The sequence below is a fragment of the Enterobacter sp. 200527-13 genome (genome assembly GCF_027924865.1).
GTDB lineage: Bacteria > Pseudomonadota > Gammaproteobacteria > Enterobacterales > Enterobacteriaceae > Enterobacter > Enterobacter ludwigii.
Window position 1 is genome coordinate 215,511 of the sequence record NZ_BSCM01000006.1, and the last position, 14,238, is coordinate 229,748.

At 54.0% G+C, this 14,238-nt stretch carries 14 protein-coding genes; 7 read left to right on the forward strand and 7 right to left on the reverse strand.

Annotated elements, in window-relative coordinates; all coding sequences use genetic code 11:
* Positions 1-2 precede the first annotated feature (2 nt).
* Positions 3-548, reverse strand: a complete 546-nt coding sequence (syd, locus tag QMG44_RS18775; protein ID WP_040018897.1) for a SecY-interacting protein — start codon at positions 546-548, stop codon at positions 3-5.
* A gap of 69 nt (positions 549-617) precedes the next feature.
* Here syd and queF point away from each other — a divergent pair, with 69 nt between their 5' ends.
* From queF to xni, 5 genes are all read left to right on the forward strand, one after another.
* Positions 618-1,460, forward strand: coding sequence for an NADPH-dependent 7-cyano-7-deazaguanine reductase QueF (gene queF / locus QMG44_RS18780; RefSeq protein WP_086532157.1), 843 nt, complete (start codon positions 618-620; stop codon positions 1,458-1,460).
* A gap of 116 nt (positions 1,461-1,576) precedes the next feature.
* The gene (gene ppnN / locus QMG44_RS18785; RefSeq protein ID WP_014171428.1) at positions 1,577-2,941 is read left to right on the forward strand and encodes a nucleotide 5'-monophosphate nucleosidase PpnN; all 1,365 of its coding nucleotides are present in this window, start codon (positions 1,577-1,579) and stop codon (positions 2,939-2,941) included.
* Positions 2,942-3,455: 514 nt separating this feature from the next.
* Positions 3,456-4,751, forward strand: a complete 1,296-nt coding sequence (locus QMG44_RS18790) for an HAAAP family serine/threonine permease (protein WP_020883794.1) — start codon at positions 3,456-3,458, stop codon at positions 4,749-4,751.
* A 65-nt stretch (positions 4,752-4,816) separates the two neighbouring features.
* Positions 4,817-6,184: an L-serine ammonia-lyase gene (locus QMG44_RS18795; RefSeq protein WP_020883793.1), complete on the forward strand. Its 1,368-nt coding sequence runs from the start codon at positions 4,817-4,819 to the stop codon at positions 6,182-6,184.
* 112 nt (positions 6,185-6,296) lie between these two features.
* Complete coding sequence (xni, locus tag QMG44_RS18800; protein ID WP_047743551.1) at positions 6,297-7,052, forward strand: flap endonuclease Xni; 756 nt, start codon at positions 6,297-6,299, stop codon at positions 7,050-7,052.
* A 57-nt stretch (positions 7,053-7,109) separates the two neighbouring features.
* Here xni and rlmM read toward each other — a convergent pair whose 3' ends face one another.
* From rlmM to QMG44_RS18820, 4 genes are all read right to left on the reverse strand, one after another.
* Positions 7,110-8,210: a 23S rRNA (cytidine(2498)-2'-O)-methyltransferase RlmM gene (gene rlmM / locus QMG44_RS18805; RefSeq protein ID WP_025203351.1), complete on the reverse strand. Its 1,101-nt coding sequence runs from the start codon at positions 8,208-8,210 to the stop codon at positions 7,110-7,112.
* Positions 8,203-8,598, reverse strand: coding sequence for a DUF423 domain-containing protein (locus tag QMG44_RS18810; protein WP_008499646.1), 396 nt, complete (start codon positions 8,596-8,598; stop codon positions 8,203-8,205). The genes rlmM and QMG44_RS18810 overlap by 8 nt, the downstream gene beginning before the upstream one ends.
* 39 nt (positions 8,599-8,637) lie before the next feature.
* Positions 8,638-9,555, reverse strand: a complete 918-nt coding sequence (gene gcvA / locus QMG44_RS18815; RefSeq protein WP_014171433.1) for a glycine cleavage system transcriptional regulator GcvA — start codon at positions 9,553-9,555, stop codon at positions 8,638-8,640.
* 349 nt (positions 9,556-9,904) lie between these two features.
* On the reverse strand, positions 9,905-10,132 hold the full coding sequence (locus QMG44_RS18820; protein ID WP_003862759.1) for a YgdI/YgdR family lipoprotein: 228 nt from the start codon (positions 10,130-10,132) through the stop codon (positions 9,905-9,907).
* Positions 10,133-10,334: 202 nt separating this feature from the next.
* Here QMG44_RS18820 and csdA point away from each other — a divergent pair, with 202 nt between their 5' ends.
* Both csdA and csdE read left to right on the forward strand, forming a co-directional pair.
* A complete protein-coding gene (gene csdA / locus QMG44_RS18825) occupies positions 10,335-11,540 on the forward strand; it encodes a cysteine desulfurase CsdA (RefSeq protein WP_020883790.1) in 1,206 nt (401 codons plus the stop codon).
* Positions 11,540-11,986, forward strand: coding sequence for a cysteine desulfurase sulfur acceptor subunit CsdE (gene csdE / locus QMG44_RS18830; protein ID WP_014171435.1), 447 nt, complete (start codon positions 11,540-11,542; stop codon positions 11,984-11,986). The genes csdA and csdE overlap by 1 nt, the downstream gene beginning before the upstream one ends.
* Here csdE and tcdA read toward each other — a convergent pair.
* Positions 11,977-12,783, reverse strand: a complete 807-nt coding sequence (gene tcdA, locus QMG44_RS18835; RefSeq protein WP_281853230.1) for a tRNA cyclic N6-threonylcarbamoyladenosine(37) synthase TcdA — start codon at positions 12,781-12,783, stop codon at positions 11,977-11,979. The genes csdE and tcdA overlap by 10 nt on opposite strands.
* A 76-nt stretch (positions 12,784-12,859) precedes the next feature.
* Positions 12,860-13,957: a murein transglycosylase A gene (mltA, locus tag QMG44_RS18840; RefSeq protein WP_025203349.1), complete on the reverse strand. Its 1,098-nt coding sequence runs from the start codon at positions 13,955-13,957 to the stop codon at positions 12,860-12,862.
* Positions 13,958-14,238: the final 281 nt, after the last annotated feature.

Consider the following 14,238-nt stretch of genomic DNA (forward strand, 5'->3'; position numbering starts at 1 on the left):
GATTACAGAAGTGGCTCAAGTCGGGTGAGGAATTCCGCAAGTGAGGGGGCGAGAGTCTCGCGATTGCGGGTACCGATGGTCTCTTTAACCACTTCACCAGACAGGTTGCAGACTGAGATAACGTCCAGTTCACTGTCCAGCGTGGCAATAAAGAGCGTCGGAGAAAGCTTAAGGCGTTTTTGCGTGACCAGATGACCAATCAGGTTTTCCTGAACACGCTGCAGATCGTCTTCACTCCAGGTCTGCAACAGCGTCAGCGTGATATCAGCAAATCGCGCAGGCATATCCCCTGCAAATTGCGTGGTATAAAACGCGTGAACCGCTGGTTGTACCACAATGTCCATTGCCCGTTCAACCGCATTTACATTTTGCTCACCCGTCGGGGATTGCGGTTGCCAGATAACGTAATCATCCGGAGAAGAGATAATACACGGCGAAGGTACACCATATAAGTCAGTGCTTTGCGGCCAAGTGCCGTGCGTTTCATGCCATGCATCGCAATAGCGGGTCGTGAAGGCAGTGAGGGCATTTGCAGTTTCGATGTCCACCGATTTCTCTCTTCTTGTAAGACAGGATAAACTCAGCCCATAAGTGTACCTGTAAAGTGGCTATGAAACATGTCTTACGAAAATCATCAGGCGTTAACGGGCTTAACGCTGGGTAAATCGACCGATTACCGCGACACCTACGATGCAAGCCTGCTGCAGGGCGTACCGCGCAGTCTGAATCGCGATCCTCTGGGCCTGCACGCTGACGCGCTGCCGTTTGTTGGCGGTGATATCTGGACGCTGTATGAGCTTTCCTGGCTCAACGCCCGCGGTCTGCCGCAGGTCGCAGTGGGCCATGTTGAACTGGATTATGCCAGCCAGAACCTGGTGGAATCCAAAAGCTTTAAGCTCTATCTCAACAGCTTTAACCAGACCAAATTTGACAGTCAGGAAGAGGTTCAGCATACCCTGGAGCGGGATTTAAGCGCCTGCGCACAGGGCAAGGTGAGCGTGTCACTCTATCGTCTGAATGAGCTGGAAGGGCAGCCTGTTGCCCACTTCAACGGCACCTGCATCGATGATCAGGATATCGCAGTGGATAATTACGAATTCAGTACCGATTACCTCGAAAATGCGGCAAGCGGAAAGACCGTTGAAGAGACGCTGGTCAGTCATTTACTGAAATCCAACTGCCTGATCACCCATCAGCCGGACTGGGGCTCCGTGCAGATCCAGTATCGCGGTCCGAAGATTGACCGGGAAAAACTGCTGCGCTACCTGGTGTCGTTCCGCCACCACAACGAATTCCACGAGCAGTGCGTGGAGCGCATCTTTAATGATATTCAGCGTTTCTGTCATCCCGAAACGTTAAGCGTTTATGCGCGCTACACCCGCCGTGGTGGTCTGGATATCAATCCATGGCGCACCAACACGGACTTTGTGCCTGCCACCGGCCGTCTTGTACGCCAGTAACCTAAATATTTTCGCAATATGCGCGGTCTATTCCGCGCTTTAGGTTGTGAAACGTCGTAAGCCAGGGCTATTGTAATCAACAGGGAAAGACGATAATCGTCCCGTAAGGAGCTCACTTGATTACACATATTAGCCCTCTTGGCTCAATGGATATGTTGTCGCAGCTGGAAGTGGACATGCTTAAACGCACGGCCAGCAGCGATCTTTATCAATTGTTTCGTAACTGTTCACTTGCCGTACTGAACTCCGGAAGCCTGACCGACAACAGTAAAGAGCTGCTGTCCCGCTTCGAAAGCTTTGATATCAACGTGCTGCGCCGCGAGCGTGGCGTGAAACTTGAAGTGATCAACCCGCCGGAAGAGGCCTTTGTGGACGGGCGCATCATTCGCTCCCTTCAGGCCAACCTGTTTGCCGTACTGCGTGACATCCTGTTTGTTAACGGGCAGATCCACAACGCAGGCCGCTTCCAGCATCTCGACCTGGAAAGCTCGGTACATATCACCAATCTGGTGTTCTCCATTTTACGTAACGCCCGCGCCCTGCACGTGGGCGAAGCCCCTAATATGGTCGTCTGCTGGGGTGGTCACTCGATTAACGAAACCGAATATCTTTATGCCCGTCGGGTGGGAAACCAGCTCGGCCTGCGTGAGCTGAATATCTGTACCGGCTGTGGTCCCGGGGCGATGGAAGCGCCAATGAAAGGCGCGGCAGTGGGACACGCTCAGCAGCGTTACAAAGAAGGGCGCTTTATCGGCATGACCGAGCCGTCGATCATCGCCGCTGAGCCACCTAACCCGCTGGTTAACGAACTGATTATTATGCCGGATATCGAGAAACGCCTTGAGGCGTTTGTCCGTATCGCCCACGGGATAATCATCTTCCCGGGCGGCGTGGGAACCGCAGAAGAACTGCTCTACTTGCTGGGTATTCTGATGAACCCGGCTAACAAAGATCAGGTTCTGCCGTTGATCCTGACCGGGCCGAAAGAGAGCGCTGACTACTTCCGCGTACTGGACGAGTTTATCGTGCATACGCTGGGGGAAACCGCGCGTCGTCACTATCGCATCATCATTGACGATGCGGCAGAAGTGGCGCGTCAGATGAAAAAAGCGATGCCGCTGGTTAAAGAGAACCGTCGCGACACCGGAGATGCCTACAGCTTTAACTGGTCAATCCGCATCGCGCCGGACCTGCAGATCCCGTTCGAACCCTCGCACGAAAACATGGCCAACCTGAAACTGTATCCGGACCAGCCGGTAGAAGTCCTGGCAGCCGACCTGCGACGCGCCTTCTCCGGCATCGTGGCGGGTAACGTGAAAGAGATGGGTATCCGTGCTATCGAGAAGTATGGTCCGTATAAGATTCATGGCGATCGCGAAATGATGCGCCGCATGGATGACATGCTGCAGGGCTTTGTTGCCCAGCACCGCATGAAGCTACCCGGGTCAGCGTACATTCCTTGCTACGAAATCTGCACGTAACATTTTCACTCTCCTGATAAAAGCCGGGCCACGATGCTGTGGGGCCCGGCTTTTTTATTACCGAAACAACTCATAGATATTGCTTATACCTTTTACAAACTCTGACGCCACGCAAACGATTACCTCGTTTTTACAACCGTAAATTATCAGCCTTAAACTAAATTACCTGCCAGAAAATCCTAAAAACCCATTTCTTTACAGCGTAAGACACCTATCTTCGCGGGTGCTCTTTTAGCTCACATGTTGTTGATGGTAGCCTTCGCGCCCGTAAATCCTATTCGATGTTTTTTTAATAGATAAATGGTCTAAAGATGCCCACATCAAAAGTGGATTATTGCAATTGGGATCGGGATCACTGATAGATTCATAACGAGAATGTATCTTTCCGCCCGCCAATAGTTACGGGCGAAAATTATTAAAAAACCGTCACTGAACGAATTTCATATTACCGTCAGGCACTTTTTCATCGGATTTGACTACAAACCTGACAATTTGCTTCCTCCAGGAGATACAGATGGAAACCACTCAAACCAGCACCGTTGCTTCGATTGAATCCCGAAGTGGTTGGCGCAAATCAGATACCATGTGGATGCTTGGCCTTTACGGCACAGCTATCGGCGCTGGTGTATTGTTCCTTCCTATTAACGCAGGCGTCGGCGGTCTGATTCCGCTGATCATCATGGCTATCATTGCCTTCCCGATGACCTACTTTGCGCACCGCGGCCTGACCCGCTTCGTGCTGTCCGGTAAAAATCCTGGCGAAGACATTACTGAAGTCGTTGAAGAACATTTCGGCGTGGGCGCAGGTAAACTGATTACCCTGCTCTACTTCTTCGCGATTTACCCTATTTTGCTGGTTTACAGCGTTGCAATCACTAACACCGTTGAAAGCTTCATGCTGCACCAGCTGCACATGACGCCACCACCGCGTGCCATTCTGTCTCTGATCCTGATTGTGGGCATGATGACCATTGTCCGTTTCGGTGAGCAGATGATCGTGAAAGCGATGAGCATCCTGGTGTTCCCGTTTGTGGCTGCACTGATGGTACTGGCGCTGTATCTGATTCCACAGTGGCACGGTGCCGCGCTGGAAACGCTCTCCCTGAGCAGCGCATCTGCAACCGGTAACGGCCTGCTGATGACCCTGTGGCTGGCGATCCCGGTGATGGTATTCTCCTTTAACCACTCACCGATCATCTCCTCCTTCGCCGTGGCGAAGCGTGAAGAGTACGGCGACGGTGCAGAGAAGAAATGCTCCAGCATCCTGGCGCGTGCACACATCATGATGGTGCTGACCGTTATGTTCTTCGTCTTCAGCTGCGTACTGAGCCTCTCCCCGGCGGATCTGGCGGCAGCGAAAGAGCAGAACATCACCATTCTGTCTTACCTGGCGAACCACTTTAACGCACCGGTCATCGCGTGGATGGCCCCTATCATCGCGATCATCGCCATTACCAAATCCTTCCTCGGCCACTACCTGGGCGCACGTGAAGGCTTCAACGGTATGGTGATTAAATCTCTGCGCGGTAAAGGCAAGAGCATTGAAGTCAACAAACTGAACAAGATGACCGCGCTGTTCATGCTGGTCACCACCTGGGCAGTTGCCACGCTGAACCCAAGCATCCTGGGCATGATTGAAACCCTGGGCGGCCCGGTTATCGCGATGATTCTGTTCCTGATGCCGATGTACGCGATTCAGAAAGTACCTGCCATGCGCAAGTACAGCGGTCAGATTAGCAATATCTTCGTGGTTATCATGGGGCTTATCGCTATCTCCGCAATCTTCTACTCCCTGTACACCATGTTCTGATTATCACCCGCGCCGTCTCAGGACGGCGCACTCCTCCCCCTCTGACTGAAAGCAATGGACGCATCATGATTAGCGTATTCGATATTTTCAAAATCGGTATTGGTCCTTCCAGCTCTCACACCGTCGGACCAATGAAAGCCGGTAAGCAGTTCACGGATGACTTGATTGCGCGCGGCATTTTGCACGACGTAACCCGCGTGGTTGTCGATGTATACGGCTCTCTCTCCCTGACAGGTAAGGGCCACCATACCGATATCGCCATTATCATGGGCCTGGCAGGAAACCTGCCGGATACCGTTGATATTGATGCGATCCCTGGTTTCATCCAGGACGTCAATACCCACGGTCGCCTGCTGCTGGCAAATGGCGAACATGAAGTGGAATTCCCGGTTGATCATTGCATGAATTTCCATGCAGACAACCTGTCACTGCACGAAAACGGAATGCGTATTACCGCACTGGCAGGCGACAAAGCGGTATACAGCCAGACTTACTACTCTATCGGCGGCGGGTTTATCGTCGACGAAGACCACTTTGGTGAAACCAGCACATCCTCCGTTGACGTGCCTTATCCGTACAAAACCGCGGCGGATCTTCAGCGTCACTGCCAGGAAACGGGTCTCTCCCTTTCCGGCCTGATGATGAAAAACGAGCTGGCCCTGCACAGCAAAGCGGAACTGGAGCAGCACTTCACCAGCGTCTGGGAAGTCATGCGCGGCGGTATCGAACGCGGGATCACTACCGAAGGCGTTCTGCCCGGTAAGCTTCGCGTACCACGCCGTGCGGCAGCGCTGCGTCGGATGCTCGTGAGCACCGACAAAACGACCACGGACCCTATGGCGGTCGTTGACTGGATCAATATGTTCGCGCTGGCGGTAAACGAAGAGAACGCTGCGGGTGGCCGCGTGGTGACAGCACCGACTAACGGCGCCTGCGGTATCGTTCCGGCGGTACTGGCGTACTACGACAAGTTTATCCGCGAAGTGAACGCCAACTCGCTGGCACGCTACCTGCTGGTCGCCAGTGCGATTGGTTCACTGTACAAGATGAACGCCTCCATTTCCGGTGCAGAAGTAGGCTGTCAGGGTGAAGTTGGCGTCGCCTGCTCCATGGCTGCGGCGGGTCTGGCAGAACTGCTGGGCGCAAGCCCGACACAGGTCTGTATTGCGGCTGAAATCGGCATGGAACATAACCTGGGACTGACCTGCGACCCGGTTGCCGGACAGGTACAGGTGCCTTGCATCGAGCGTAACGCCATCGCCTCCGTGAAGGCGGTCAACGCCGCACGTATGGCGCTGCGTCGGACCAGTGAACCGCGCGTTTGCCTCGATAAAGTTATCGAAACCATGTACGAAACAGGTAAAGATATGAACGCCAAATACCGCGAAACATCTCGCGGCGGCCTGGCGATGAAGATCGTGACCTGCGATTAAGCCTTTCAGGAAGCCTCGTTTTGCGAGGCTTCTTCCTGTTTTCCCCGCCGCACATAGTTTCCCACCGCTGACAATGTTACCCTTCCCCCATTAAACAGAAGGGAGATTATCTGTGGCTGTTCATTTGCTTATCGTCGATGCGCTCAACCTCATTCGCCGGATCCATGCGGTGCAAGGTACGCCCTGTAAGGACACGTGTCTGCACGCGCTGGAGCAACTTATCCGCCATAGCGAACCGACCCATGTGGTTGCCGTTTTTGATGACGAAGCGCGTAACAGCGGCTGGCGACACCAGCGCCTTCCCGACTACAAGGCCGGGCGCGCACCAATGCCTGACGATTTGCATGCCGAAATGCCGGCCATTCGCGCCGCCTTTGAACAGCGCGGCGTTCCCTGCTGGGGAGCCCATGCCAATGAAGCCGATGATCTGGCCGCCACGTTAGCCGTCAAGGTCGCGAACGCCGGGCATCAGGCCACCATCGTCTCAACCGATAAAGGCTACTGCCAGCTGCTTTCGCCCACCGTCCGCATCCGCGATTACTTCCAGAAGCGCTGGCTTGATGCCCCCTTTATCGCCAGTGAGTTTGGCGTCTCGCCGGAACAACTTCCTGACTACTGGGGGCTGGCCGGAATAAGCAGCTCGAAGGTTCCGGGAGTGGCAGGCATCGGGCCGAAGAGTGCCGCCCAACTGCTGACGGATTTTCAGAGTCTGGAAGGGATTTACGCCAGGCTGGACGAGGTCCCGGAAAAATGGCGCAAAAAGCTGGAGGCGCATAAAGAGATGGCCTTTATCTGCCGGGATGTGGCGACGTTACAGACGGATTTACAGCTGGACGGGAACTTGCAGCAGTTGCGCTTAGAACGTTAAATCGTTTTCAGATGAATCGCCCGGCAAGCAAAACGCCACCGGGCAATGTAACGCGTACTATCGCTCGTCGCGACGTCCGCCAACAGCGGCCCACCAGCGACGAATATGCACCGTTACTTCTTCGCGGTCGTGATACAGCTGGCGCGCCTGAATCTCCACGTTAATGCCGTGCTCATCCATTTGCGCCTGGATATAGGCCAGGTTTTGCGAGACTTCCTCATAGCGCTTTTTCATCGGCAGCTTGAGGTTAAAGATAGTCTCACGGCACCAGCCGTTCACCAGCCAGGAGGCCATCAGCGCGGCCACTTTTGCCGGCTTCTCAACCATATCGCACACCATCCAGGAGATGTTGTTGCGGGTGGGACGATAGCGGAAACCATCTTCACGCAGCCAGGTGACCTGTCCGGTATCCATCAGGCTCTGGGCCATCGGGCCGTTATCAACCGAAGAGACCCACATGTTGCGTTTCACCAGTTGATAGGTCCAGCCGCCCGGACACGCGCCGAGATCGACCGCGTACATGCCGTTCGCCAGACGCTCATCCCACTCATCCGCCGGGATAAATACGTGGAACGCCTCTTCCAGCTTCAGGGTCGAACGGCTTGGCGCATCTGAAGGGAATTTCAGACGCGGAATGCCCATGAAGAAGGGAGAGTTGTTATTGGTGTAGGAGTAACCCGTGTAACAGCAGCCAGGGGCGATAAAGAATATATGCACCACCGGACGTTTTGGCGTTTCGTAGTTTGTCAGCACGCCAGCGTCACGCAGTGCAGCGCGCAGCGGTACGGTGAACTTACGGCAGAACTTCATCAGCTCTTTGCTTTCGTTGGTATCCGCGACTTCAACACGCAGCTCGCCACCCTTTTCCACGACGCCCTGCAGCATACCCACAACCGGCGTGATGCGGTCTTCCGGCGGAAGATCTTTTAGCAGTTCACCGGCAACAAACATCTGGCGAGCGAAAATCAGTGAGCTGAACGGCAGCTCACGCGCGAGTTTATCCGCATCCTCAGGCTGATAGCACTCGAATACGACGTAGCCGGCATTATCTTTAACGCGTGCAAAGCCAAAGACTTCGCGCTTCGCCGCTTTATCAGTAATTTCCGCGGCGCACTCTTTCTCAAACCCCGGGCGACAATATAAAACAACCTTATTCATGAACAACGCCCTTGCGTTTCAGACGGATGGCTCCGATAAACATTAATACCCAACCTGCCAGGAAGCTGACGCCGCCGACAGGTGTAACAAACGCCCACAGGCGTAAATGCGAAAGCGCCAGGCAGTACAGACTACCGCTGAACAACACGGTGCCTAACGCCAGGAATACGCTGCTCCAGTAAAACCAGATGCTGATGCGGCGCTGCATTGCCACCGCCAGGCCAAAAATCGCCAGCGTGTGGAATGCCTGGTATTCAAGGCCGGTCTGGATCCAGCCCATTTCTACCGCCCCCAACGACTTGCTTAATACATGTGCGCCAAAGGCGCCCAGTGCAACAAAAATAAAGCCACTCACCGCGGCAAAAATCAGCATGAATCGGCTGGTCATGTTTAAATCCTAAAGTGATGCGTGCCCGGCACACAAAAGTTACTGTTCATACCTGAAGCGGAATTTTTCTTGCTCACTCGCCGCTTTCGCCAGAATCCACTGTCGGAAAGCGGCTATTTTACCCAGTTCTGCCTGACTGTCATGACAAACCAGATAAAACGCGTTCTTGCTGACCAGCACATCATTAAATGGACAAACCAGACGGCCTGCCTCAATTTCGGACTGCGCCATGACGTTATTTGCCAACGCCACGCCTTGCCCGTGAATGGCAGCCTGTAACACCATTGCGCTGTGGCTAAAAATGGGGCCCTGCTGCACGTTTATATGATTAAGACCTAATTGACGGGTATAAGTTTGCCAGTCACGGCGAGAAGCATCATGTAAAAGCGTATGTCGCGCCAGGTCAGCGGGGGTCTTCAGCGCCTTTTCGCCCGTTAAGAGCAGCGGTGAACAGACCGGCAGCAGATATTCTGCGTATAATTTTTCGACACGCAAGCCTGGCCAGTTACCGCGGCCATAAAAAATGGCGACGTCCACATCATCGGCCAGCTTGTCTTCCTGACGGTCCACCGCCTGGATTCGAACGTCGATTCCCGGATAAGCTGAGTTAAAGCTTGTGAGTCTTGGCACCAGCCACTGAATGGCAAAACTGGGTAATAAACTTACCGTCAGCGCGCCTTTTGCACTGCGGGCCTGCAGCTTGCGCGTGGCTTCCGTGAGCTGGGAAAAAATCTCTTTAATATCCTGAAAATAGCTCTGCCCCTCTTCGGTCAACAGTAACGAACGGTTGCGCCGACGGAACAGCTTAAGGCCCAGGAAATCCTCCAGAGACTTGATTTGGTGACTTACTGCGGCCTGTGTCACAAAAAGCTCATCGGCTGCGCGCGTGAAACTCAGGTGACGTGCTGCTGCATCAAAAACACGTAATGCATTTAGGGGTGGCAATCGCTTCGACATGGTTATCTGGCTTAGATGTTAACGAGATTTAACAAACAGGAAACAATGTTTAACCTATTAGTTTTTTTTATCTGAGCCATTATAATTTGTCCGTTGAGGAACTACCAGCAAATACCTATAGTGGCGGCACTTCCTGAGCCGGAACGAAGAGCTTTTTTCGGAATGCGTGTTCTGAAGGGCTTTTGGCTTACGGTTGTGATGTTGTGTTGTTGTGTTTGCAATTGGTCTGCGATTCAGACCACGGTAGCAACGCTACCAATTTTTCACTTCCTGTACATTTACCCTGTCTGTCCATAGTGATTAATGTAGCACCGCCAATTTGCGGTGCTTTTTTTTCGCCTGCGATCGATTAATGCTCGATTTCTTTCATTTCCTTCACGTCAGTGCGATTAATCTGCTGCTTGTTCCCGTTCGCATCTTTATACGAAATCATACCGGTGTCGTTATCGGTTGTCGGTTTCCCTTCAGAGACGATAGAACGGCCATCGTTAGTATGCATTACGTAGTTGTTACCGGAACAGGCGCTCAGGGCAAAGGTCAACGCACAGGCAGAGATAATGGCGGCTGTCTTTTTCATGCTTATTCTCCTTTAGCAATTAATGCTATTCAAACATCGATTTATAACAGGCTTAAACATTCACCTAACCTTATTTAGCATAACCTGCTTTTTCAGAGTCGCCAGGATAAGTAAGGATTAGCAGACAAATCTGATAGATATCAACCTCCTTGCCCTGCCGATGAAATTGCGCGACGATCTCACTATTGAGATGAGGAATTCCATGAACGCTTTCAGTCCCGCGCAGTTTCGCGCACAGTTCCCGGCGCTGGCCGATGCCGGTATTTACCTTGATAGCGCTGCCACCGCCCTTAAGCCTCAGGCAGTCATTGAGGCGACGCAGCAGTTCTACAGCCTGAGCGCCGGGAACGTGCACCGTAGCCAGTTTGCCGAAGCACAACGATTAACCGCGCGCTATGAAGCCGCGCGCGATCAGGTCGCACGCCTGATCAACGCCGAAAGCGGGAAAAACATCGTCTGGACGCGAGGCACAACTGAAGCCATTAACATGGTAGCCCAGTGCTATGCGCGCCCGCGGCTAAAGCCTGGCGATGAAATTATTGTCAGCGAGGCTGAACATCACGCCAACCTGGTTCCGTGGCTGATGGTGGCTGAGCAAACGGGCGCGCGCATTGTGAAACTGCCGCTGGGTGCAGATCTTCTGCCAGACGTAGCGCGCTTATCTGAGTTCATTACCCCCCGCAGCCGCATTCTGGCTCTTGGACAAATGTCGAACGTCACAGGGGGTTGCCCGGATCTGGCTCTGGCCATCGACGTGGCCCACGCTAACGACATGGTGGTGATGGTCGACGGTGCCCAAGGCGTGGTGCATTTCCCCGCTGATGTACAAAAGCTGGATATTGATTTCTATGCCTTCTCAGGACATAAGCTGTATGGCCCAACCGGGATCGGGGTGCTGTACGGAAAACCGGCCCTGCTGGCGCAAATGACGCCGTGGCTTGGGGGAGGAAAAATGATCACCGAGGTGACCTTTGAGGGCTTTAAAACTCAGGATGTCCCTTACCGTCTGGAAGCCGGAACGCCGAACGTCGCAGGCGTCATCGGCCTGAGTGCCGCGCTTGAATGGCTGGCTGAAACGGATATCGCTCAGGCAGAACGCTGGAGCCGGGGTCTGGCGACGCTTGCAGAAGAGGCGCTACAGAAACGTCCGGGTTTTCGATCGTTCCGCGTGCAGGACTCAAGCCTGCTGGCCTTTGATTTTGCCGGCGTTCATCATAGCGATATGGTTACGCTGCTTGCCGGGTATGGCATTGCCCTGCGTGCCGGCCAGCACTGCGCGCAGCCATTACTGGCCGCGCTGGGTGTTAGCGGTACGCTGCGTGCGTCGTTTGCGCCGTATAATACGCAAAGCGATGTGGATGCGCTGGTTGATGCCGTTGACCGCGCCCTTGAAATACTGGTGGATTAATGACGAGTTCAGCGTTAGCCGAGCATCCGTTTGGCACGGTCATCACAGAAGAGACCTTAAAACAGACTTTCGCCCCGCTGTTGCAATGGGAAGATAAATATCGCCAGTTGATCCTGCTCGGCAAGCAGTTGCCGGCGCTGTCAGACGAACGCAAAGCGCAGGCGAAAGAGATTTCCGGCTGCGAGAACCGCGTCTGGCTGGGATGCACGGTATCCGGTGAAAAACTGCATTTCTTTGGCGACAGCGAAGGACGTATCGTTCGCGGGCTGCTGGCGGTACTGTTAACCGCCGTGGAAGGGAAAAGCGCGGCGGAGCTGCTGACGCACTCGCCGCTGGCATTGTTCGATGAGCTGGGGCTACGGGCGCAGCTCAGCGCCTCGCGCGGTCAGGGCCTGGTCGCTCTCAGTGAGGCGGTACAGGATGCCGCGCGTCAGGCTCAGGCCTGACGTTCCGCCTTCGCCATCATTTTCTTCAGGGCGTGAGAGACGGCTACAAAGCCGAAAGAGGCGGTCACCATGGTGGCCGCACCGAAGCCTGAGGCACAATCCATCCTTTTTGGCCCTTCCGCCGTGCTTTTCATCGCACACACCGAACCGTCAGCCTGCGGGTAGACCAGGGCTTCAGTCGAAAAGACACAGTCAACGCCCAGCTTGCCTTTGCTGTTTTTCACGACGTTAAAATCGCTTTTTAAGCGCTCGCGCAGCTTGGCCGCCAGCGGGTCCTGAATCGTCTTTGCCAAATCGGCCACCTGAATCTGCGTGGGATCGATTTGCCCGCCAGCCCCCCCAGTGGTAACCAGAGGAACCTTGTAACGCCGACAGCAGGCAATCAACGCCGCTTTTGGACGCACGCTGTCGATCGCGTCGATGACATAGCTGTAGCCTTTACTCATGTATTCGGCGACGTTATCTGCCGTCACAAAGTCATCGATCACCGTCACGCGGCATTCCGGGTTAATCAGGCGAATACGCTCCGCCATCACCTCAGATTTCGCCAGCCCGACGTTATCGCGCAGGGCATGGATTTGACGGTTGGTGTTGGTGACGCAAACGTCATCCATATCAATCAGCGTGATCGCGCCAATGCCGGTTCTCGCCAGCGCTTCCGCAGCCCAGGAGCCAACACCGCCAATCCCCACGACGCAGACATGCGCATCCGCAAACAGCTGCAGGGCTTTTTCACCATATAGACGTGCCGTGCCGCCAAAACGCTGACGCCAGGCATCGCTGATTACTACAGACATAAAACCTCAGATGTCAAAAGGGTGAGGTTATTCCTCACCCTTCTCTGTTAATTCAGTACGACTCAGAATACCACAATCAGCCGCTGAATACGTTACCGCTGCCAGGGGCTGCCTTGAGCACCCATACGCGCCCATAGTGGTTATACCAGCCTGCACGGTGCCCCGCATCCGGGCCAATGCCCTGATAAATATCGAAGTGCTGACCTTTAATCGCACCGCCGACATCCAGCGCGACCATCAGACGTAGCTCGTACTGACCGTTAAATTTGCCGTTGTTATCCAGCAGAGGCACTTCCGCCAGCAGCGTGGTGCCCGCAGGAATAATAGAACGATCCGAAGCTACCGAGGCGCGGCCAATCAGTGGAACGGCACTCGCCCCTTTCACTGGCGCAAAGTTTTGCGGTTTAAAGAAGACAAACGACGGGTTCTGTTCCAGCAGCTCACGCACTTCGGCTTCGCTGTGTTTTTCACCCCACTCGCGGATCGCCTGCATCGACATGTCTTCTTTTTTCACTTCGCCTCTGTCGATCAGCACTTTACCAATGCTGCGATAGGCATGACCGTTTTTACCGGAATAACTAAAGAAGTTCAGGGGGGAGCCATCGCCAAAGTCGATATAGCCGCTGCCCTGAACATCCATGATGAAGTTGTCCATCAGCGAGTTGCTGTAGGCCAGAACGTAGTTTTCGCTCAGCGCACCGGAGTAGATCTCAGCGCGGGACGGCAGACGACCGCGTTTAGGCGGCATTCGGTAAATGGGATACTGGAACTCGCCCTGACGCGTGTGTCGCGCCTGGATAACCGGGGTGTAGTAACCGGTAAACTGGACGTTGCCATAGTTATCCGCCCCTTCCATCTGCCAGGCGTCGATACCAAACTGGCGCATATTGCGCGTATCACCGCCCGCGCGTAGCCAGTCCTGTACCGCGTTATAAACGCTGCTCTGTGAGCCATACAGACGTGGCGACGCGTTGCGGATCTGGTAAACCTGCTCGGAAAAGTCTCCGGCGTTGATCGGTGCGCCAACGGCATCAGGTTGATTAACTAAAGAGAAAGGCTGGGATAGCTTCCCGTCTTTATACTGTTGACCGCGATCGGTCGGTTTAGAAGAGCAGGCCGCAAGAATGGCTACCATTGCCCCTGTCATTAGATACTTCGCCCAACGTCCTTTCATTATATCTCGTCTTAAAGTTGCCCATTACCGCGTGATGAAGATAACAAACCCACTGTTCTAAAGAAACGGAATCACATGCCCTTTGGCAAATTCTGAGCAAAAAATAGTCCAAATATCGCAACGCCGTTCAATTTACATACAAAGTTAATGATTTATGTGAAAAAGGGGTTGCATCACAAACCTAACCGAGTATAGTGCGCTTCCACGGACGCGGGGTGGAGCAGCCTGGTAGCTCGTCGGGCTCATAACCCGAAGGTCGTCGGTTCAAATCCGGCCCCCGC

Bases quoted from the DNA above. Each gene is read 5' to 3' on its own strand.
- QMG44_RS18810 (WP_008499646.1), bottom strand. From the start codon at position 8,598: ATGACCAGCCGATTCATGCTGATTTTTGCCGCGGTGAGTGGCTTTATT.
- mltA (WP_025203349.1), bottom strand. From the start codon at position 13,957: ATGAAAGGACGTTGGGCGAAGTATCTAATGACAGGGGCAATGGTAGCC.
- gcvA (WP_014171433.1), bottom strand. From the start codon at position 9,555: ATGTCGAAGCGATTGCCACCCCTAAATGCATTACGTGTTTTTGATGCA.
- csdA (WP_020883790.1), top strand. From the start codon at position 10,335: ATGAACGCTTTCAGTCCCGCGCAGTTTCGCGCACAGTTCCCGGCGCTG.
- QMG44_RS18795 (WP_020883793.1), top strand. From the start codon at position 4,817: ATGATTAGCGTATTCGATATTTTCAAAATCGGTATTGGTCCTTCCAGC.
- csdE (WP_014171435.1), top strand. From the start codon at position 11,540: ATGACGAGTTCAGCGTTAGCCGAGCATCCGTTTGGCACGGTCATCACA.
- QMG44_RS18790 (WP_020883794.1), top strand. From the start codon at position 3,456: ATGGAAACCACTCAAACCAGCACCGTTGCTTCGATTGAATCCCGAAGT.
- tcdA (WP_281853230.1), bottom strand. From the start codon at position 12,783: ATGTCTGTAGTAATCAGCGATGCCTGGCGTCAGCGTTTTGGCGGCACG.
- QMG44_RS18820 (WP_003862759.1), bottom strand. From the start codon at position 10,132: ATGAAAAAGACAGCCGCCATTATCTCTGCCTGTGCGTTGACCTTTGCC.
- rlmM (WP_025203351.1), bottom strand. From the start codon at position 8,210: ATGAATAAGGTTGTTTTATATTGTCGCCCGGGGTTTGAGAAAGAGTGC.
- queF (WP_086532157.1), top strand. From the start codon at position 618: ATGTCTTACGAAAATCATCAGGCGTTAACGGGCTTAACGCTGGGTAAA.